Below are 19,141 nucleotides of genomic sequence, written 5' to 3'. Positions count from 1 at the left end.
CAAAAAGGGGCACACCATGAATAAGCTGTTCACCACGCTGGCGGTTGGGGTCTTGAGTTTGAGCAGCGTCGTGGCCTATGCCGCCGACGCTAGCTGCAGCACCGTGCGGATGGCCGATCCAGGCTGGAGCGATATCGCCGCGACCAACGCCACTGCAGGCTTTTTGCTCGATGGCATGGGCTACAAAACCAAGATCGACACCCTCGCGGTGCCGATCGCCTATGGCGGCCTGAAGGATGGGCAACTCGACGTTTTCCTGGGCAACTGGATGCCGGCGCAGCAGGGTTTCTACGACAAGTTCATCGCCACGGGTGACGTGACGCAATACGCGAAAAATCTGGAAGGCACGGAGTTCACCCTCGCCGTCCCTGATTACGTGTATGACGCAGGCGTCCACAACTTCGCCGACCTCAACAAATTCGCCGACAAATTCCACAAGAAAATCTACGGCATCGGTTCGGGGGCTCCGGCCAACGCGTCGATTCAGGAAATCATCAAAAAGAACGAGTTCGAACTGGGGGACTGGAAGCTGGTGGAGTCCAGCGAGCAGGCGATGCTGGCCGAAGTGCAGCGCAACGTGAAGAAGGGGGAGTTCGTGGTATTCCTCGGCTGGACGCCGCACCCGATGAACGTGCAGGTCAAAGGCATGCACTACCTCAAAGGCGGCGAGAAATACTTCGGCGATACCGGCAGCGTCTACACCGTGACCCGCAAAGGTTACGCCGACGCCTGCCCGAACGTGGCCAAGCTGCTTTCCAACCTGGTCTTCACCCAGGACATGGAAAACTCGATCATGCAAACCGTGGTGGATAAGAAGGTCAGCAACACCGAAGCGGTGAAAGCGTGGCTGAAAGCCAACCCGGCGGTGCTGGACAAATGGCTCAGCGGCGTGAAAACCGTTGACGACAAAGATGCGCTGCCAGCGGTGAAAGCCAAGTTGTAACGCTGGCGGCCAGCATAGAGTGAGCTCACTCTTATCAGGCGTGACGACACCGCTGATGTTCTGCCGATAGATGAACTGTGGGAGCGAGCTTGCTCGCGAAGAAGCCGGTACATTCGCTGGATCTTCAGCGGCTGGAATGGCGTCTTCGTGAGCAAGCTCACGCCCACGGGGATTGCGTTTGCAACGTGACAGTGCGGCGTCTGGACGACCAGGCATCCACCACAAAATAAGTGTCAGCCTGGAGCGTGTGCGTTATCCGTTCTGCGCCATCAGCCGTCGCAGTTCCGCCAGCACTGGCGCCGATTCCGGTCGCACGCCGCGCCACAGGTAAAACGCCTCGGCAGCCTGCTCGACCAACATCCCCAACCCATCCACTGCCTGCCCGGCGCTGTGTTCAGAGGCCCAGCGGCAGAATGCGGTTGGCTCCTTGGCGTACATCATGTCGTAGCAGAATGTCACGCCCGGCTGAATCAGACTGGGCGAAATCGGCGGTACTTCCCCCGAAAGGCTGGCCGACGTGGCATTGATGATGATGTCCACCGGTTCATCCAGCCAGTCGTAGCCTGCGGGCAGCACCGGACCGACGTCGGCGAATTCCTGAGCCAGCTGTTCAGCCTTTTCCACGGTGCGGTTGGCGACCACCAGCACGTAGGGATCTTCCGCCAGCAAGGGCTCAAGTGCGCCACGCACTGCACCGCCAGCCCCTAGCACGAGAATGCGTTTGTCCTTGAGCGTGACGCCATGACTGACCTTCAGGTCCCGAACCAGGCCTGCTCCGTCCGTGTTGTCGCCGAGCAGGCTGCCATCCGCTTGAACGGCGAGGGTATTGACCGCGCCGGCACGACGGCCGCGCTCGGTCAACTGATCGGCCATCCGGTACGCTTCTTCCTTGAAGGGCACGGTGACGTTGGCGCCACGGCCTGTCTCGAAAAACGCCCTGGCGAAGGCGGTGAAGCCGTCCAGCGGCGCGAGTGAGGTCTGGTAGTCGAGCGCCTGACCGGTCTGCTCGGCGAACAGGCGATGGATCAGCGGGGATTTGCTGTGGCCGATGGGATTGCCAAAGACAACGTACTCGTCAGTCATCACTGGGCCGCCTCAGCCAGCCAGTCGCGATCCTGCAGAAAATATTCCGTCAGGCGTGCTTCCTCACTGCCCGGCTCGGCTTTCCAGTCATAGCCCCAGCGCACTTGCGGCGGCAGCGACATGAGGATCGATTCAGTGCGGCCACCCGATTGCAGCCCAAACAAGGTGCCGCGGTCGTACACCAGATTGAATTCCACGTAACGCCCACGGCGGAACTCCTGAAACTCACGCTGCTGCGGCGTGTACGGCGTGTCCTTGCGGCGCTGAACGATGGGCAGATACGCCTCGACGAACGCATCTCCGATGGCGCGGATAAACGCGAAGCTGGTGTCGAAATCCCACTCGTTCAGGTCGTCGAAAAACAGTCCGCCGACGCCGCGCGGCTCATTGCGGTGCTTGATATGGAAGTAGCGATCGCACCACGCCTTGTAGCGGGGATAGACGTCAGCCCCGAATGGCGCGCAGGCCTGTTCGGCGACGCGGTGCCAATGAACGCAGTCTTCCTCGACACCGTAGTAAGGCGTGAGGTCAAAGCCGCCTCCGAACCACCACACCGGTTCTTCGCCTTCTTTCTCCGCGATGAAGAACCGCACATTGGCGTGGGCAGTTGGCACGTGAGGGTTGTGCGGGTGCATCACCAGCGACACGCCGAGGGCTTCGAAACCACGCCCTGCCAGTTCCGGTCGATGTGCGCTGGCCGACGGTGGGAGGCCGGCGCCGAAGACATGGGAAAAGTTAACGCCGCCTTTTTCGAGGATGTGGCCGTTCTCGATCACCCGGGTTCTTCCGCCCCCGCCCGCAGGCCGTTCCCAGGCGTCTTCGACGAAACGGGCGCTGCCATCTTCGGTTTCCAGGGCGGCGCAAATGCGGTCTTGAAGATCGAGCAAGTAGGCTTTGACGGCATCGGTGCGAAAGGACATGGCGGTACCTGCATAAACTGAAACGTGCGTCGGGAGCGGGATTGGATCGGCCTTGGCGTTAATGGCACGCCTCGCTGAGCAAATCCCGTCGGCGAAATTCGGCCCGTAGCATATCACCGGCTTGGCGGATGCCGCAGTTGACGAAGCGACGACGAAGGAGTCCGATAGAGCCCTTTCGCATCGACAGTCATCCCCTGCAAGTCCGATCCATGACGGAGAAAGCAAATGGCAAAACGTATCCAGTTCAAGGCTTATGGCGGTCCCGAAGTGCTTGAGTACGTGGACTTCGAACCCCCGGCACCGGGTCCGAAAGACGTGCTCGTGCGTAACAGGGCGATTGGCGTTAACTTCATCGAGACCTACTTTCGCAGCGGCCTGTACCCGGCACCTTCGTTCCCGTCGGGGTTGGGCAACGAAGGCGCGGGTCTGGTTGAAGCGGTCGGCAGTGAAGTCACCCACGTCAAAGTTGGCGACCGGGTGGTGTACGGCACAGGTCCGTTGGGTGCATACGGGGACGTCCACCTGACGCCGGCCGCGAACATTGCCAAATTGCCTGATGGCATCAGCTTCGAGCAGGGCGCCGCCGTCATGCTCAAGGGCCTGACCGTGCAGTACCTGTTTCGCCAGACCTACGAAATCCGTCCTGAAGAAACCATCCTGTTTCACGCCGCTGCCGGCGGCGTGGGATCGATCGCCTGCCAGTGGGCCAACGCCTTGGGCGTCAAGCTCATCGGCACGGTCAGCTCGGCAGAAAAGGCCGCGCACGCCAAGGCTCACGGCGCCTGGGAAGTGATCGATTACAGCAAGGAAGACGTCGTCCAGCGTGTACTGAAGTTGACCGATGGCAAGAAGGTCCCGGTGGTCTATGACGGCGTGGGCAAAGACACGTGGGAAACCTCTTTGAATTGCCTGGAATTGCGCGGCCTGCTGGTCAGCTTCGGCAACGCGTCAGGCGCAGTGACCGGCGTGAACCTGGGGGTTCTCGCTCAGAAAGGCTCGCTCTACGTCACGCGCCCGACATTGGGCTCCTACGCGAACACCCCGGAAGCCTTGCAGGCAATGGCGGATGAAGTGTTCGAAATGGTCGCCACCGGCAAGGTGAAGGTCGACGACATCCAGAAGTTTGCCCTCAAGGATGCCGCGAAGGCCCACACCGAACTCTCCGGTCGCAGAACGGTGGGGTCGATCATTCTGGTGCCTTGATCACACCCGGCCAGACGGTGGAAGGGCATTACCCCGCCCTTACCACCTCAGCCGTGACCAGATCCCGTATCACACTCGGATTGCGGCGCCCGCCGAGACTTCCCCCCAGAACCAAGTCCAACTGCTCGTGGAAATACTGCTCGACCCGCAGCCGGGAGCGGGCGGCAGGGCGGCCGGTGGGGTTCGCGGAAGTCGACACCAGCGGGCCGGTCAACGCGCACAGCTCCCGGACGATGGGGTGATCGCTGACGCGAAGGGCGACGGTGTCGTGCTTTCCGGTGATCCAGTCCGGCAACAGGCCTTGATGGGGAACCAGCCACGTATTCGGTCCCGGCCAGGTGCTGGCCATGCGATCGATCCACAGCTCAGGGAAATCCTCGAAGAGGAAATCAAACTGACGGATGTTGTCTGCGATCAGGATCAAGCCCTTATCAACCGGCCGCGCCTTGATTGCCAGCAGGCGATACACCGCCTCCGCATCCCAAGGGTCACAGCCCAACCCCCACACCGCTTCGGTTGGATAGGCAATCACCGCCCCGGCCCGAACTTCTCGTGCGGCTTGCTGCACTCGCCAAATGCTGACCATCGTCCTTTCTCCCAAATTACGCAGGCGGGCAGTTTAACCTCAGCGTGCCCGGGCAAACCATCGCCCGGCTTCGCAAGCCACGCTGCTGTCGAGTTCCAGCTCGGTCAGCGCCGCCAGGACTTTTGGCAAAGGCCAACCGCTGTTGTGGGCCAGCGCCTCGCCGGTTTGCGGCGCTGCGTGCAAGAGGGCGAGAAGCGGATGGAGCGGCGTCGACGGCTTATCAACGACCTCATGGCTCGGCGCAATGTTTTTCCAGCCCTGCAGCGCCTCAAGAATGTGGTCGATGGTTTCCACCAGCACCGCGCCTTCACGGATCAACTGGTGACACCCCCTGGCACCCGGATGATGGATCGAGCCGGGAATGGCGTAGACCTCACGGCCCTGCTCGGCGGCAAGACGTGCCGTGATCAGCGATCCGCTGGCGACGCTGGCCTCGACCACCAGCACACCCAGGGACAAACCGCTGATGATTCGATTGCGCCGGGGAAAGTTGCTGGCGTGGGGGCCTGAGTCCAGTGGCAGCTCGGAAATCACCGCGCCGCCGTCGGCCACCATGCGCGCTGCAAGCTGGCGCTGCCGCTGTGGATAAAGTTTTTCGATGCCCGTGCCCAGCACGCCGATTGTCCCGCCTTTTACGTCCAGCGCACCTTGATGCGCGGCGCCGTCGATACCCAGCGCCAACCCGCTGGTGATGACAAAACCGGCACCTGCCAGGCTTCGCGCGAACGCTGCAGCGGTGTCGAGTCCGGGCTTGGACGCGCGTCGACTGCCCACCATTCCCAGCTGCGGACGGTCAAGCAAAGCGCGGTTTCCGGCGATGAAAAGCAGGGGCGGCGGATCAGGGATTTCTGCCAGCAACGCGGGGTAGTCAGGGTCGTCCCACATCAGCAAATGCTGGCCCGGACGCTCTAACCAGGCCAGTGCCGCGCTGGCGCCGTCGCGTACTTCGGGGCTGCGGCGGGCCTCGGCACTGGCCGCCGGCAGGCGTAAAGATCGCCACGCTGAAGCCGGCGCACTCAATGCCGCGCCGGCGCTGCCGAACGCATCGATGAGGGTGTGGAAACGTTTTGGACCGACTTCCGGCAACCGATGCAAACGCAAGCGTGCTTCCAGCTCGGCCGGCGACTGACCGGCCTTTTCGAACAACGGCATGTGATCTTCCTTGATCCGTGGTCCACCCTATTCAGTGAACCAAGCTGTGGATAAGTCTGTTAACAACAATTTGATAAGTGAAGCATGCCGGTGGAGAAAAGTGAGTTACAGCTGATACATAGCATTACGGATTGCGGACTTTGTCCTGCACCGCCAGAGATCGAGTTGCGTGCAGCACCATGCCGTAGCTCAGTCGCTCGTACGTGCGAAAGACCATCAGCAGTCCGGAACGCTCGTCGGGAATTTTGACTTGGTCACCGTTGACCCGGTCGCGCACCGTCTCACCGGTCTTGTAGATCGCCAACACATTGCCTTCGGCCAAGCCATCGAGCCGGCCACGGTCGATGGTGACCACGTCGAACTCGCCGATCTGGGTCACGCCCCGAGGCACGTCGATGATGTTGCCGTCGACTGGCTGCTGAGGTTCGCTGGGGACAAAAGTGGAATTGATTCGGCGCTCTTCGCTGACAAAAAGGCGGTCGCCAAGGCGCACCTCCTGGGTCGAACGCTGCATTTGCAACGTCGCCACATCACCTTCCGTGGCGATGACTTCGCCGCTGCCGATGTCATCGGCATTGATGCCCAGCACCACGCCGGTGACCGGATCGACGTAGGTCTTTCCCTTGCGATAGATGCCGTACGCCACATGGCTCGGCTCGAACTGTCCGCGCGCATAGATGCGGTCACCCGCGCCACTGAGCACCCGCTCGCCAGGACCGGCCACGACATGGGGCGCGGCTTCGAACTGGCTGGCGTTATCGATGATTCGGTTGTTCAACAGAAAGGCATTGATTGCGCCCAGCGGTATGGTCGGAATCGCCTCGGCAATCGGCGTACTGCGCACGCGCGGGGACAATTTGATGGTGCCCCGGGACGCGCCGCGATTGACCACGATGCGTGGCTGACCATCGACGTAAATCAGATTGAGCGTATCGCCGGGGTAGATCAGATCAGGGTCGTGAACCTGTGGATTGGCGCGCCAGAGCTGCGGCCACTTCCAGGGCTGATTGAGAAATTTTCCGGAAATGTCCCAAAGTGTGTCACCGGCGACGACGGTGTAACTCTGTGGATGGCCATCCCTGAGCTGTACTTGCGCCTGGACAAGGCCGGTCGCGGCCAACAGCAGCAGGGCGAGTAGTGATTTCCTCATGCGGTGAATCCCTTTATCATGTTGGCTTCGCGTGAAACGCTGAGTCTTGCGAGACTTCCCGTTTTACTAGGGCTGCAGCTTGTGACGTCCCAAGCCTAGCAGCCGATTTTGACTTTACCCTACAGTGCATCCCTTACGCATATGGCCATTCTAAACATCCTCGAATTTCCCGATTCGCGCCTGCGCACCATCGCCAAGCCGGTGGCTGAAGTGGACGACGGCATTCGCCAGTTGGTCGACGACATGTTTGAAACCATGTACGAAGCCCCCGGCATCGGTCTGGCCGCGTCGCAGGTTAACGTACACAAGCGCGTGGTGGTGATGGATCTCTCCGAAGATCGCAGCGAGCCGCGGGTGTTCATCAACCCCGAGATCGAGCCGCTGACCGACGAGATGGACCAGTACCAGGAAGGCTGTCTGTCTGTTCCAGGTTTCTACGAGAACGTGGATCGCCCGCAACGGGTCAAGGTCAAGGCGCTGGACCGTGATGGCCAGCCCTATGAATTCATCGCCGAGGGCCTGCTCGCCGTGTGCATCCAGCACGAATGCGACCACCTGAACGGCAAGCTCTTCGTTGATTACCTGTCCAATCTCAAGCGCGACCGGATCAAGAAAAAGCTGGAAAAACTCCACAAGCAAAACGCCTGATCCCGCCATCCTCCTTTCTACCGTAGGAGCCCGAGTGCCCGCGATAGCGACCTGTCCTCCGCCGCATTTGTCGGCCGACACCACGCCATCGCGGGCAAGTTCGTTTCTACAGCCTTACTTCAAGAGAAGCCCATGACTGAGCCACTGCGCATCGTGTTCGCCGGCACCCCGGAATTCGCCGCCGAGCATTTGAAAGCCCTGCTCGACAGTCCCCACGACGTCATTGCGGTGTACACCCAGCCAGATCGCCCGGCCGGTCGTGGTCAGAAGCTGATGCCCAGCCCGGTCAAGCAGCTTGCCCTCCAGCACAATATTCCTGTCATGCAGCCGCCTACCTTGCGCGCACCCGAAGCCCAGGCCGAGCTGGCTGGGTTAAAGCCGGACCTGCTGGTCGTAGTCGCCTATGGCTTGATCCTGCCGCAGACCGTGCTGGATATCCCGCGTCTGGGCTGCATCAACAGTCACGCCTCGTTGCTGCCACGCTGGCGCGGTGCTGCGCCGATTCAGCGCGCGGTGCAGGCGGGCGATGCCGAAAGCGGCGTGACGGTCATGCGCATGGAGGCGGGCCTGGACACCGGCCCGATGCTGCTCAAGGTGACGACCCCGATCACGGGCGACGACACCGGCGGTACGCTGCACGATCGACTTGCCGAGCTCGGCCCACCTGCAGTGATTCAAGCCATTGCAGGGCTGGCGGACGGCACGCTGGATGGCGAAGTGCAGAACGACAGCCTCGCCACTTACGCGCACAAACTGAACAAAGACGAAGCACGCATCGACTGGACCCGCCCGGCCGTTGAGCTGGAGCGACTGGTACGCGCCTTCAACCCATGGCCGATCTGCCACACCACGCTCAAGGGTGAATCACTGAAAGTGCTGGCCGCGCAGATCGCCGACGGGGAGGGCACGCCCGGCAGCATCATCGACGCAAGCAGAGACGGCCTGCTGGTCGCGTGCGGTGAAGGCGCGCTGCGTCTGACCCGTCTGCAACTACCGGGCGGCAAACCTCTGGGCTTCGCTGACCTGTTCAACAGCCGCCGCGAGCAGTTCGCCGTCAGCACCGTTCTCGGCCAAGCGGTGGATGCGCAATGAACCCGCGTCTGGCCGCGGCCAAGGCACTGGCTGCCGTACTGAGCGGCAAGGCATCTCTGAACAGCTCTCTGCCCACGCAACTGGACAAGGTTGAAGACCGCGACCGCGGCCTGACTCAGGACCTGGCATTTGGCACCGCGCGCTGGGAGCCAAGGCTGTCCGCGCTGGCGGCCAAGCTGCTGCAGAAACCATTCAAAACCGCTGATAACGACGTGCAGGCTTTATTGCTGGTGGGCCTGTATCAGCTGTTCTATTCGCGGATTCCTGCCCACGCCGCTATCGGCGAAACCGTGGGCTGCGCCGACAAGCTGAAAAAACCGTGGGCAAAAGCGTTGCTCAACGCTGTGCTGCGTCGTGCTCAACGGGAAGGCGAGGCATTGCTGATGGAGCTGGAACACGATCCGGTGGTGCGCACCGCTCATCCACGCTGGTTGCAAAAAGCGTTGAAAGCCGCGTGGCCTGAGCATTGGGAAGCGATTTGTGCGGCGAACAACGCCCACCCGCCGATGATTTTGCGGGTCAACCGCCGGCATAAAACCCGTGAGCAGTACCTTCAGCTGTTGCTGGACGCAGGCATTGGCGCAACGCCCAGCACGTTCAGCCAGGACGGCATCGTGCTCACCGAACCGGGCGATGTTCGCTCACTGCCGGGTTTCGCCGAGGGCTGGATCAGCGTTCAGGATGAGGCAGCGCAACTGGCCGCCGACTTGCTGGAGCTGGCGCCGGGTCAACGTGTGCTGGACGCCTGTTGCGCGCCGGGTGGCAAAACTTGCCATCTGCTGGAAGTACAACCGGGCCTGGCGGGCGTGGTCGCAGTGGATCTTGAAGCCAAGCGCATGGTGCGGGTCAAAGAGAACCTTGATCGCCTGGGCCTGAGTGCCGAACTCATCGCCGCCGATGCCCGCGCCACCGACCTATGGTGGGATGGCAAACCGTTCCAGCGCATTCTGCTCGACGCGCCGTGCTCGGCAACCGGCGTGATTCGTCGCCACCCCGACATCAAGCTGACCCGTCAGGCGGATGACATTCCCCCCCTCGCAACGCTGCAAGGCGAATTGCTCGACGCGCTGTGGCCGACGCTGCAGGTTGGCGGGATCTTGCTGTACGCCACATGCTCGACGCTGCCCACTGAAAATACCGAAGTCATCGCTGCATTCCTGGCGCGTACGTCGGGTGCTCGGGAGCTGGACATTGCCGGTCAGCAAGGCAAGCCACCGCCCGGTCTGAAACAGCCCCACGGCCGTCAGCTGCTGGCGCAGGAAGGCGGGCATGACGGGTTTTACTACGCCAAACTGATCAAGATTGCGGCGGCGTGAAGACGATTGCCCGGTATGACGGAATCATCATTTCAAGGAGAGACTGATTGAAGATCATCATTCTCGGCGCAGGGCAGGTCGGCGGTACGCTGGCTGAGCACTTGGCGAGCGAAGCCAACGACATCACCGTCGTGGACACCGATCAGGATCGTCTGCGAGCGTTGGGTGATCGTCTCGATATCCGTACCGTCCATGGTCGTGGCTCGTTCCCGACCGTACTGCGTCAGGCCGGCGCCGATGACGCCGACATGCTGGTGGCCGTGACCAGCAGCGACGAGACCAACATGGTCGCCTGCCAAGTCGCCTACACGCTGTTTCAGACCCCGACCAAGATTGCCCGTGTTCGCGAGTCGGCGTACCTGACCCGCTCAGGCCTGTTCGCCAACGGCGCCATTCCCGTGGACGTGCTGATCAGCCCTGAGCAAGTGGTGACCCATTACATCAAACGGCTCATCGAATACCCCAGTGCCCTGCAAGTCATCGACTTCGCCGGCGGCAAGGTGCAGATGGTGGCGGTCAAGGCGTACTACGGCGGGCCTCTGGTGGGCCAGCAGCTGCGTCAACTGCGCACGCACATGCCGAATGTGGAGACTCGCGTCGCGGCTATTTTCCGTCGCGACCGCCCGATCATTCCCCAGGGCGATACGGTTATCGAGGCTGACGACGAGGTCTTTTTCATCGCTGCCAAGGCGGATATTCGCGCCGTCATGGGCGAGATGCGTCGCCTGGATGTGAGCTACAAGCGCATCGTGATTGCCGGCGGCGGTCAGATTGGCGAGCGGCTGGCGGAAGCCATCGAGAACCGCTACCAAGTCAAGATCATCGAGATGAACCCCGCCCGATGCCGTCACCTCTCAGACACGCTGAACAACACGGTCATCCTGCAAGGCAGCTCTTCGGATCGCGACCTGCTCGTGGAAGAGAACATCGATAACGCCGACCTGTTTCTGGCGCTGACCAACGACGACGAGGCAAACATCATGTCGTCGTTGCTGGCCAAACGTCTCGGCGCGAAGAAGGTGATGACGATCATCAACAACCCGGCGTATGTCGATCTGGTGCAAGGGGGAGAGATTGATATCGCCGTCAGCCCTCAGCTCGCCACCATCGGTACGTTGCTGGCCCACGTGCGGCGCGGCGATATCGTCAGTGTGCATTCATTGCGTCGGGGCGCGGCGGAAGCCATCGAGATCGTCGCCCACGGCGATGCCAAATCCAGCAAGGTGATTGGCAAAGCCATCATGCACATCAACTTGCCGCCCGGCACGACCATCGGCGCCATCACACGCGCCGACCAAGTGATCATCGCCCATGACAGCACAGTGATCGAATCGGGCGACCACGTGGTCATGTTCCTTGTGGATAAAAAGTACATCCGCGACGTGGAGCGGCTGTTTCAGGTGGGCTTGAGCTTTTTCTAGAAGCTCAATACCAGCGCTTCTCACCTTCGGGGCGTTTCTTGAAGCGCTTCATGGTCCACATGTATTGGCTTGGGTAGGCTCGTACGTACTTTTCAACCACCTTGCTCATGGCCGCTGCCGACGTTGCGGTGTCGGTGCTGTACATATCGTCCGGCGCCGCTTCGAGTACGACTTTGTAGCCAGATCCATCCTCCAGACGCATCGCGTGTAGAAACACGCCAACGGCTTTGCCGCCCGCCAGCATGTTCGGCACAAACTTGCTGGTCAGCGCCATTGTTCCGCAGAAGGGCACGAATATGCCTGCCGACTCAGCGGGTTCCGGGTCCGCCGGAATGCCGACGGCGCCGCCTTTGCGCACTTCCTTGATGACGCTGAGAATGCCTTCCTTGGTCGAGGCTGCAACGCGGTTACCCAACTGGACGCGCTGCTTGCGCAGCAGATCGTCCACGGCCTTGAGCTTGGGTGGCCGGTAGAAAATGATCGGTTTGCACTGGCTGCAGTAGAAGTGGTTGAGCACTTCCCAGTTGCCCAGATGGCTGGTGATACCGACGACGCCCTTGCCCGACGCCAGGGCATCTTTCAACACCTGAAGCCCTTCGACTTCGCGAACCAGATTGATCGACTTCTGCGCCGGCCAGATCCACGCGCAGGCGCTCTCGGTCAGGGTCTTGCCGATGTCCATCAGACTGCGGCCGACCAGTGCTTCGAGCTCTTCAGGGCTTAGTTCGGGGAAGCACTTGGACAGGTTGATGCGCGCGACGTCGCGAGACCGGTTAGGCAACTTCCACATCAGCCAGCCAATGCAGGTGCCGACCCATTGCACTGCGCGCCACGGCAACAGGGCAAACAGGCGCAATGCCCCAACCATCAAGGCGCCTTTGAACTTATCCACAGATCACTCCCGAATACATGAGGCGGCCATTGTAACCGTTCATGGGAGCCGATTATCCACATCACCCGCCAGCTCGGCGTATCGATCGCAGTCAACCGTATGGTCCATCACCATTCCGGTGGCCTGCATGTAGGCGTAACAGATCGTCGGGCCGACGAAGGTGAAGCCGGCTTTCTTCAGCGCTTTGCTCATCGCTTCGGCCTCGGGCGTAATGGCCGGGACTTCGCTGCGGTCCTTGAAGTGATTGACCTTCGGCTTGCCGCCGACGAATGACCAGACGAACGCAACCGGGTCTTCCAGCCGTAGCCAGGCCAGGGCGTTCTTGCGCGCGGCATTGAGTTTGAGACGGTTGCGCACAATGCCGGGCTCCAGCATCAGCGCTTCGACTTCAGCATCGGTCATCGCAGCGATGCGCTGGACGTCGAAGCCGAACATCACTTCGCGGTAGCGCTCACGCTTTTTCAGGATGGTGATCCACGACAGCCCGGCCTGGAACCCTTCGAGCAACAGGAACTCGAACAGCATCTGCGCATCGCGCAACGGCACACCCCACTCTTGATCGTGGTAGTCCATGTAAAGCGGATCTTCGTTGCACCAAAAGCAGCGTGGCATAGGGCTCCCAAGGGTGGAGGCGCGGCCGAATCGGGTATACTCCCGCTCTTTAAATCGCAGCCCCCCAGTACAGGTGAATTTCGTGAGCCAGCCTACGCCAGCCGTGCGTACCTTCCAAGACTTGATCCTCGCCCTCCAGCAATACTGGGCTGAGCAAGGTTGTGTGGTACTTCAGCCCTACGATATGGAAGTGGGCGCCGGCACTTTCCACACCGCTACGTTTCTGCGCGCCATCGGCCCGGAAACCTGGAACGCCGCCTACGTACAACCGAGCCGTCGTCCTACCGATGGCCGTTATGGCGAGAACCCGAATCGCCTGCAGCACTACTATCAATTCCAGGTCGTCCTCAAGCCCAACCCGGACAACTTCCAGGAGCTGTACCTTGGCTCGCTGAAGCACGTGGGCCTTGACCCGCTCGTGCACGACGTCCGCTTTGTCGAAGACAACTGGGAGTCACCCACCCTCGGCGCCTGGGGCCTGGGTTGGGAGATCTGGCTGAACGGCATGGAAGTGTCGCAATTCACCTATTTCCAACAAGTCGGCGGCATCGAGTGCTACCCGGTCACGGGTGAAATCACCTACGGCCTCGAGCGTTTAGCGATGTACCTCCAAGGCGTCGAGTCGGTCTACGACCTGGTCTGGACTGACGGCCCGTTCGGCAAAGTCACCTACGGCGATGTGTTCCATCAGAACGAAGTGGAGCAATCGACCTACAACTTCGAGCACGCCAACGTCGACAAACTGTTCGAGCTGTTCGATTTCTATGAAAGCGAAGCCGTGCGCCTGATCGAAGTGGAGCTGCCATTGCCGAGCTACGAAATGGTCCTCAAAGCCTCTCACACCTTTAACTTGCTGGATGCCCGTCGCGCGATTTCCGTGACGGCGCGTCAGCAGTACATTCTGCGCGTCCGCACCCTGGCTCGCTCCGTGGCCCAGGCGTACCTGATGGCCCGGGCCAAGCTCGGCTTCCCGATGGCCGCACCCGATATTCGCGATGAAGTGTTGGCCAAGCTGGAGGCTGCGCAATGAGTGCTCAAGATTTTCTGGTTGAACTGGGCACCGAAGAACTGCCACCCAAAGCATTGAATACCCTGGCTGATGCGTTCATGGCCGGTATCGAAAAAGGCCTGCAGGCTGCCGGTCTGACCTACAGCGCCAAGCAGGTCTATGCCGCGCCACGCCGTCTCGCCGTGCTGATTACTCAGCTCGCCACCGAGCAGCCGGATCGCAGCGTCAACCTGGACGGCCCGCCACGCCAGGCAGCGTTCGATGCCGAAGGCAATCCGACCCAGGCTGCCCTGGGTTTCGCCAAGAAGTGCGGTGTTGACCTGAGCGAAATCGATCAGAGCGGCCCGAAGCTGCGCTACAGCCAGAGCATCCCTGGCAAGCCAACGTTGAGCCTGCTGCCGACGATCATTGAAGATTCGCTGAACGACCTGCCGATTCCGAAGCGCATGCGCTGGGGCGCGCGCAAGGAAGAGTTCGTGCGTCCGACCCAGTGGCTGGTGATGCTGTTCGGCGATCAAGTCGTCGACTGCACCATTCTTGCCCAGACGTCCGGCCGTGAATCCCGTGGCCATCGCTTCCATCATCCGGACAGCGTGCGCATTTCGTCCCCTGCCAATTACGCCAGCGACTTGCGCGCGGCCCACGTGCTCGCGGATTTCAACGAGCGTCGTCAGTTGATCAGCAAGCGCGTCGAAGAGCTCGCCACGCAACACGAAGGCACCGCCATCGTGCCGCCGGCATTGCTTGATGAAGTGACTGCGCTGGTCGAGTGGCCGGTGCCGCTGGTGTGCTCGTTCGAGGAACGTTTCCTTGAAGTGCCGCAGGAAGCCCTCATCACCACGATGCAGGACAACCAGAAGTACTTCTGCCTGCTGGATGCCGACGGCAAGCTGCTGCCGCGCTTCATTACGGTCGCTAACATCGACAGCAAGGACCCGTCCCAGATCGTCCACGGTAACGAGAAGGTCGTTCGCCCGCGTCTGACCGACGCCGAGTTCTTCTTCAAGCAGGACAAGAAGCAAAAGCTGGAGACCTTCAACCAGCGCCTGCAGAACGTGGTGTTCCAGGCGCAATTGGGCACGGTGTTCGACAAGGCCGAGCGCGTTTCCAAGCTGGCCGCGTTCATCGCGCCCCGCATTGGCGGCGATGCCCAGCGCGCCGCGCGTGCAGGTTTGCTGTCCAAGTGCGACCTGGCGACCGAGATGGTCGGCGAGTTCCCGGAGATGCAGGGCGTTGCAGGCTACTACTACGCCTTGGCCGACGGCGAGCCCGAAGACGTCGCACTGGCGTTGAACGAGCAATACATGCCGCGCGGGGCTGGCGCTGAATTGCCAGGCACGTTGACCGGCGCCGCAGTTGCCATCGCTGACAAGCTCGACACACTTGTGGGCATCTTCGGCATCGGCATGCTGCCGACCGGCAGCAAAGACCCGTACGCACTGCGCCGGGCTGCCCTCGGCATCCTGCGCATCCTGATCGAGAAGAAGCTGGATCTCGATCTGGTCAAAACCGTGCAGTTTGCCGTCGCTCAGTTCGGTGTGAAGATCAAACCTGCCGGTCTGCCGGAACAGGTGCTCGAATTCATCTTCGATCGTCTGCGCGCGCGCTATGAAGACGAAGGCGTCGACGTTTCGGTCTACCTGTCGGTGCGCGCCTTGCAGCCCGCTTCGGCTCTGGACTTCGATCAACGTGTTCAGGCTGTCCAGGCCTTCCGCAAATTGCCTGAGGCTGCAGCACTGGCCGCCGTGAACAAGCGGGTTTCCAATCTGCTGAGCAAGGCGGACGGCAACATCGCCCAGACCGTCGAGCCGAAGTACTTCGATAACGCCAACGAGTTCTCGCTGTACTCGGCCATTCAGCAGGCAGATCAGGCGGTAGCGCCGATGTCTGCGAGCCGTCAGTACAACGAAGCGCTGACGCGTCTTGCGGCACTTCGCGAGCCTGTAGATGCCTTTTTCGAGGCAGTGATGGTCAATGCGGAAGACGCTGGCGTGCGAGCCAACCGTTACGCCTTGCTCGCCCGTCTGCGCAATCTCTTCCTCGGCGTTGCCGACATCTCCTTGTTGAGCTGACGGCGGAGCGCATGCCAGTGAAGTTGCTGATTCTCGATAGGGACGGGGTGATCAACCAGGATTCCGACGCCTACATCAAGTCGGTCGAAGAGTGGGTTCCGATTCCTGGCTCTATCGAGGCTATTGCGCAACTGAGCAAAGCCGGCTGGACGGTGGCAGTGGCCACCAACCAGTCCGGCATCGCTCGCGGTTACTACGATCTGGCCACCCTCGATGCCATGCACGCACGCTTGCGTGAACTCGTGGCGGAGGAGGGCGGCGAGGTCGGACTGGTTGTTTATTGCCCTCACGGCCCGGACGCGGGCTGCGATTGCCGCAAGCCAAAACCGGGCATGCTGAAGACCATTGCCCGCCATTACGCCGTGGATTTACGCGGCGTTTGGTTTGTGGGCGACAGCAAGGGTGACCTGGAGGCGGCGGTGGCCGTCGATTCACAACCTGTTCTGGTCATGACCGGCAAAGGTCAGAAGACGCGAAGCGGTGCATTACCCGCAGGCACGTTGGTTTTTGACGATCTGGCGGCGGTTGCCGCAGAACTTATTCACAACAGCGCCCCGTTGAACGGCTAACAGCTCTTCAACGGCTCGCTCAATTCGGGCAATTGCCCCGTAACGGTAAAAGCAGCTATGTCGATTGTGCAGGCCATCAGGATTTTCTTCTTTTACCTGCTGCTGGGCACTACCGCCCTGCTGTGGTGTTCGCTGAGTTTCTTTATTGCACCTTTCCTGCCGTTCCGTCTCCGCTATCGTTTCATCAATGTTTACTGGTGCCGCTGCGCCCTATGGCTGACTCGCGTGTTCCTCAACATCAAGGTCAGCATCACCGGCCAGGAAAACATCCCCGACACACCCTGCGTGATCGTCTCTAATCACCAGAGCACGTGGGAGACGTTTTTTCTCTCGGCCCACTTTCAGCCTTTGAGCCAGGTGCTCAAGCGGGAGCTGCTGTACGTGCCGTTCTTCGGCTGGGCCATGGCGATGCTGCGTCCCATCGCCATTGATCGCAACAATCCCAAGGCGGCGCTGAAGGTTGTCGCGAAGAAAGGCGATGAGCTGCTTAAAGATCGGGTCTGGGTGCTGATCTTCCCTGAAGGCACACGCGTACCTTACGGCCAGATCGGAAAGTTCTCGCGCAGCGGTTCGGCGTTGGCAGTAAACGCGGACTTGCCCGTCCTGCCTATCTCCCATAATGCCGGCCGCTATTGGCCGAAAGAGGGGTGGGGTAAGAAGCCGGGCACCATTGAAGTCGTGATTGGCAAACCGATGTACGCAGAGGGCACTGGCCCACGCGCAATCGCTGCGCTGAACGATCGCGTGTCGGCGTGGAACGAGCAAACCCAGCGCGATTTGGGGTCGCCGGCAGTACCTGCGCCAACCCCAGAGAAATCACCGGCATGAATTGTGGATAACCTGTGCACGAATAAATCGAAATTCGAAAAATTCGGCGCTAACTCGTTAATTTAAATACTTATTTCTTCCAGCACTTAGCTCGGCCGATGCGTGCATAAGTTTTTCCTTACCGTTCCCCACTGACTAAAAAAAACCCGGTCTTGAGCCTGTGCAGCCAAGACCGTGGTGTGAATCAAGCCGTTCTGGCCGGCGCCGATATTCTCAGGTTGCAGAGCGCCCCCATACCCACCAATACAATCCCTCCGCACGCGGCTGCGACGAATCCCATGGCGGGGGAAACGCTGTCGATCGCGAATCCCACCATCGGCGCGGACAGTGTCTGGCCTATTCGATAAGCCGAATCGTGCAGCCCCATCACTTCACCTCTCACGCTGGAAGGCGCCAGCTTGGCAACCGCTTCCGAGCCTGCAGCCAGCGTCGGCGTGCACAGCAGATTAGTGGGCAACAGAGCGAGCATCAGCCACCACCAGACGTCATCAAAGAACACCACGGGAAGGAGCAGCAGGCTCATTGCCAGGGCAAGTTTCATCTGTGACCACGACCGGTGGACGACACCGTGGACATACCCGCCCACGATGGACGCGATAGACATTGCGGCGATGACATACCCGGTAAAGGCGAGCTGATCGCTGGCGCGCAGCACAGCAATGAGTGCCAACTCGGTGCCATACAGCACGAATAACGCCCCCGCACTGACAAACATGACGGCCAATAAGCGGCCGCTCATCCATGTGCGGAGTTTGGGTCGGACACGATCCGGATTCGCTGCAACCTCGTCCACATTGCGCGTGGGCCAATTCAACACATAGAGCACGACGTAGGAGAGCGCTCGCCAAAGGCCTATGCCCGCCAGAGTGGCTGTCGCCGAATAGGTAGTGATCAACAGAATACCGCTGGCGGGCCCGATGACGAATGAAAGCTCCATAAGCATCATGTTGAGCGAGTACGCAGGCCGGCGCTGATCTTCCGGAACCAGGCTGGCGACGAACTGCCGGGCTAGCGATCCTGTCGGCACGGTAAACAGCCCGGCCACAAACGCCAGAAGCACGTAAAGCCAATAGCTCACCATGGGCAGCAGTATCCAGGCGAGAGTCGACAGTGTTCCGCATACGGCCACCACCGGGCGCAGGCCGTGACGGTCAATCATTCGACCGAGGAGGGGAGAGCCCACCGCGAAGCCAAGTGCGGTCGCCGTCCCCACCACGCCTGCATCAAAATAACTGCCACCCATTTCGTTGAGCACATGCAGGCTCAGGGTGAGGCCCATGATGGTCAGCGGCAGGCCTGCGACGAACATGAACAATGTGGCAGGCAACACTCGAGGGATAGCCAGCACTCTTTGGTATTTACGAATCGACATATGAATGAGGCTCCTTTGTCTTACATCTGTCCTGATGCAACGGGTTGATCGACAGGTATCCGGGTGTTTTGGGCAGTCATCGGTCAATTAGCGCGCAACGACACTGTCTCGCCCAACAAAAGCTATCGATCGAGTTTCATGGCCAAATTATTGGCTGACAAGGCATGCAGGTAATCCGCGTCCCGATTGGAGATGCCAATTAGACGTGCAGCGCCCCCAGTGTATCGTTCAAGCTCAAAAACCATTTCCAACCCTCTCGGTATCGCGCGTCCC

General features: G+C 60.6%; 18 protein-coding genes. 10 read left to right on the top strand and 8 right to left on the bottom strand.

Translation table 11 applies throughout. The annotated features are described in order from the left end of the window. Positions 1–16 precede the first annotated feature (16 nt). Positions 17–943 carry a choline ABC transporter substrate-binding protein gene (gene choX, locus SLW74_RS18820; protein WP_192130579.1) on the top strand — a complete coding sequence of 309 codons (927 nt, stop codon included), beginning with the start codon at positions 17–19 and terminating at the stop codon, positions 941–943. Between the two features lie 252 nt (positions 944–1,195). On the opposite strand, the gene aroE is transcribed toward choX, so the two are convergent. Both aroE and hemF read right to left on the bottom strand, forming a co-directional pair. Next, positions 1,196–2,026: a shikimate dehydrogenase gene (aroE, locus tag SLW74_RS18815; protein ID WP_410929755.1), complete on the bottom strand. Its 831-nt coding sequence runs from the start codon at positions 2,024–2,026 to the stop codon at positions 1,196–1,198. Further along, positions 2,026–2,946 carry an oxygen-dependent coproporphyrinogen oxidase gene (gene hemF, locus SLW74_RS18810; RefSeq protein WP_410929754.1) on the bottom strand — a complete coding sequence of 307 codons (921 nt, stop codon included), beginning with the start codon at positions 2,944–2,946 and terminating at the stop codon, positions 2,026–2,028. The genes aroE and hemF overlap by 1 nt, the downstream gene beginning before the upstream one ends. Positions 2,947–3,171: 225 nt before the next feature. Between hemF and SLW74_RS18805 the strand changes: the two genes are divergently transcribed. Further along, positions 3,172–4,149 carry an NADPH:quinone reductase gene (locus SLW74_RS18805; protein WP_410929753.1) on the top strand — a complete coding sequence of 326 codons (978 nt, stop codon included), beginning with the start codon at positions 3,172–3,174 and terminating at the stop codon, positions 4,147–4,149. A 28-nt stretch (positions 4,150–4,177) separates the two neighbouring features. Here the strand turns inward: SLW74_RS18805 and SLW74_RS18800 are convergent, their stop codons facing one another. The 3 genes from SLW74_RS18800 to SLW74_RS18790 form a co-directional block, all read right to left on the bottom strand. Then, entirely contained in the window at positions 4,178–4,735 is a 558-nt protein-coding gene (locus tag SLW74_RS18800; protein WP_410929752.1) for an L-threonylcarbamoyladenylate synthase, read from the bottom strand. Between the two features lie 39 nt (positions 4,736–4,774). After that, positions 4,775–5,887, bottom strand: a complete 1,113-nt coding sequence (dprA, locus tag SLW74_RS18795) for a DNA-processing protein DprA (protein ID WP_410929751.1) — start codon at positions 5,885–5,887, stop codon at positions 4,775–4,777. A gap of 124 nt (positions 5,888–6,011) precedes the next feature. Next, positions 6,012–7,037 (bottom strand): LysM peptidoglycan-binding domain-containing protein, encoded by a 1,026-nt coding sequence (locus SLW74_RS18790; protein WP_192130583.1) that lies wholly within the window; start codon positions 7,035–7,037, stop codon positions 6,012–6,014. 141 nt (positions 7,038–7,178) lie between these two features. Here SLW74_RS18790 and def point away from each other — a divergent pair, with 141 nt between their 5' ends. The 4 genes from def (at position 7,179) to trkA (ending at position 11,514) form a co-directional block, all read left to right on the top strand. After that, positions 7,179–7,685: a peptide deformylase gene (gene def / locus SLW74_RS18785; protein ID WP_065988024.1), complete on the top strand. Its 507-nt coding sequence runs from the start codon at positions 7,179–7,181 to the stop codon at positions 7,683–7,685. Between the two features lie 132 nt (positions 7,686–7,817). Then, positions 7,818–8,777: a methionyl-tRNA formyltransferase gene (gene fmt, locus SLW74_RS18780; RefSeq protein WP_410929750.1), complete on the top strand. Its 960-nt coding sequence runs from the start codon at positions 7,818–7,820 to the stop codon at positions 8,775–8,777. Further along, positions 8,774–10,093: a 16S rRNA (cytosine(967)-C(5))-methyltransferase RsmB gene (rsmB, locus tag SLW74_RS18775; RefSeq protein ID WP_410929749.1), complete on the top strand. Its 1,320-nt coding sequence runs from the start codon at positions 8,774–8,776 to the stop codon at positions 10,091–10,093. Before fmt ends, rsmB begins: the two co-directional genes overlap by 4 nt. Positions 10,094–10,140: 47 nt before the next feature. Continuing rightward, positions 10,141–11,514, top strand: coding sequence for a Trk system potassium transporter TrkA (gene trkA, locus SLW74_RS18770; RefSeq protein ID WP_192130586.1), 1,374 nt, complete (start codon positions 10,141–10,143; stop codon positions 11,512–11,514). Positions 11,515–11,518: 4 nt separating this feature from the next. On the opposite strand, the gene SLW74_RS18765 is transcribed toward trkA, so the two are convergent. Further along, positions 11,519–12,406: a lysophospholipid acyltransferase gene (locus SLW74_RS18765; protein WP_065988029.1), complete on the bottom strand. Its 888-nt coding sequence runs from the start codon at positions 12,404–12,406 to the stop codon at positions 11,519–11,521. A 39-nt stretch (positions 12,407–12,445) separates the two neighbouring features. Continuing rightward, positions 12,446–13,018: a DNA-3-methyladenine glycosylase I gene (locus tag SLW74_RS18760; RefSeq protein WP_065988030.1), complete on the bottom strand. Its 573-nt coding sequence runs from the start codon at positions 13,016–13,018 to the stop codon at positions 12,446–12,448. 82 nt (positions 13,019–13,100) lie between these two features. Here SLW74_RS18760 and glyQ point away from each other — a divergent pair, with 82 nt between their 5' ends. The 4 genes from glyQ to SLW74_RS18740 are packed head-to-tail and all read left to right on the top strand — an operon-like array spanning position 13,101 to position 17,496. Next, complete coding sequence (glyQ, locus tag SLW74_RS18755) at positions 13,101–14,048, top strand: glycine--tRNA ligase subunit alpha (protein ID WP_065988033.1); 948 nt, start codon at positions 13,101–13,103, stop codon at positions 14,046–14,048. Further along, positions 14,045–16,099, top strand: a complete 2,055-nt coding sequence (gene glyS / locus SLW74_RS18750; protein WP_410929748.1) for a glycine--tRNA ligase subunit beta — start codon at positions 14,045–14,047, stop codon at positions 16,097–16,099. Before glyQ ends, glyS begins: the two co-directional genes overlap by 4 nt. 11 nt (positions 16,100–16,110) lie before the next feature. Then, complete coding sequence (gene gmhB / locus SLW74_RS18745) at positions 16,111–16,668, top strand: D-glycero-beta-D-manno-heptose 1,7-bisphosphate 7-phosphatase (RefSeq protein ID WP_167355781.1); 558 nt, start codon at positions 16,111–16,113, stop codon at positions 16,666–16,668. A gap of 57 nt (positions 16,669–16,725) precedes the next feature. Beyond that, complete coding sequence (locus SLW74_RS18740) at positions 16,726–17,496, top strand: lysophospholipid acyltransferase family protein (RefSeq protein WP_296306702.1); 771 nt, start codon at positions 16,726–16,728, stop codon at positions 17,494–17,496. Between the two features lie 184 nt (positions 17,497–17,680). On the opposite strand, the gene SLW74_RS18735 is transcribed toward SLW74_RS18740, so the two are convergent. After that, on the bottom strand, positions 17,681–18,868 hold the full coding sequence (locus SLW74_RS18735) for an MFS transporter (RefSeq protein WP_065988037.1): 1,188 nt from the start codon (positions 18,866–18,868) through the stop codon (positions 17,681–17,683). Positions 18,869–19,141: the final 273 nt, after the last annotated feature.

The sequence above is a fragment of the Pseudomonas sp. W5-36 genome (genome assembly GCF_046540455.1).
Lineage (GTDB): Bacteria > Pseudomonadota > Gammaproteobacteria > Pseudomonadales > Pseudomonadaceae > Aquipseudomonas > Aquipseudomonas graminis_B.
The sequence above is the reverse complement of the archived record's forward strand: the minus strand, read 5'-3'. Positions and strand labels throughout refer to the sequence as shown.

What these genes read in the sequence shown, in the direction of transcription:
- SLW74_RS18735 (WP_065988037.1), bottom strand. Translation starts at nt 18,868, where the DNA reads ATGTCGATTCGTAAATACCAAAGAGTGCTGGCTATCCCTCGAGTGTTG.
- SLW74_RS18740 (WP_296306702.1), top strand. Translation starts at nt 16,726, where the DNA reads ATGTCGATTGTGCAGGCCATCAGGATTTTCTTCTTTTACCTGCTGCTG.
- gmhB (WP_167355781.1), top strand. Translation starts at nt 16,111, where the DNA reads ATGCCAGTGAAGTTGCTGATTCTCGATAGGGACGGGGTGATCAACCAG.
- def (WP_065988024.1), top strand. Translation starts at nt 7,179, where the DNA reads ATGGCCATTCTAAACATCCTCGAATTTCCCGATTCGCGCCTGCGCACC.
- SLW74_RS18805 (WP_410929753.1), top strand. Translation starts at nt 3,172, where the DNA reads ATGGCAAAACGTATCCAGTTCAAGGCTTATGGCGGTCCCGAAGTGCTT.
- fmt (WP_410929750.1), top strand. Translation starts at nt 7,818, where the DNA reads ATGACTGAGCCACTGCGCATCGTGTTCGCCGGCACCCCGGAATTCGCC.
- SLW74_RS18760 (WP_065988030.1), bottom strand. Translation starts at nt 13,018, where the DNA reads ATGCCACGCTGCTTTTGGTGCAACGAAGATCCGCTTTACATGGACTAC.
- SLW74_RS18790 (WP_192130583.1), bottom strand. Translation starts at nt 7,037, where the DNA reads ATGAGGAAATCACTACTCGCCCTGCTGCTGTTGGCCGCGACCGGCCTT.
- hemF (WP_410929754.1), bottom strand. Translation starts at nt 2,946, where the DNA reads ATGTCCTTTCGCACCGATGCCGTCAAAGCCTACTTGCTCGATCTTCAA.
- choX (WP_192130579.1), top strand. Translation starts at nt 17, where the DNA reads ATGAATAAGCTGTTCACCACGCTGGCGGTTGGGGTCTTGAGTTTGAGC.
- SLW74_RS18800 (WP_410929752.1), bottom strand. Translation starts at nt 4,735, where the DNA reads ATGGTCAGCATTTGGCGAGTGCAGCAAGCCGCACGAGAAGTTCGGGCC.
- glyS (WP_410929748.1), top strand. Translation starts at nt 14,045, where the DNA reads ATGAGTGCTCAAGATTTTCTGGTTGAACTGGGCACCGAAGAACTGCCA.
- dprA (WP_410929751.1), bottom strand. Translation starts at nt 5,887, where the DNA reads ATGCCGTTGTTCGAAAAGGCCGGTCAGTCGCCGGCCGAGCTGGAAGCA.
- rsmB (WP_410929749.1), top strand. Translation starts at nt 8,774, where the DNA reads ATGAACCCGCGTCTGGCCGCGGCCAAGGCACTGGCTGCCGTACTGAGC.
- aroE (WP_410929755.1), bottom strand. Translation starts at nt 2,026, where the DNA reads ATGACTGACGAGTACGTTGTCTTTGGCAATCCCATCGGCCACAGCAAA.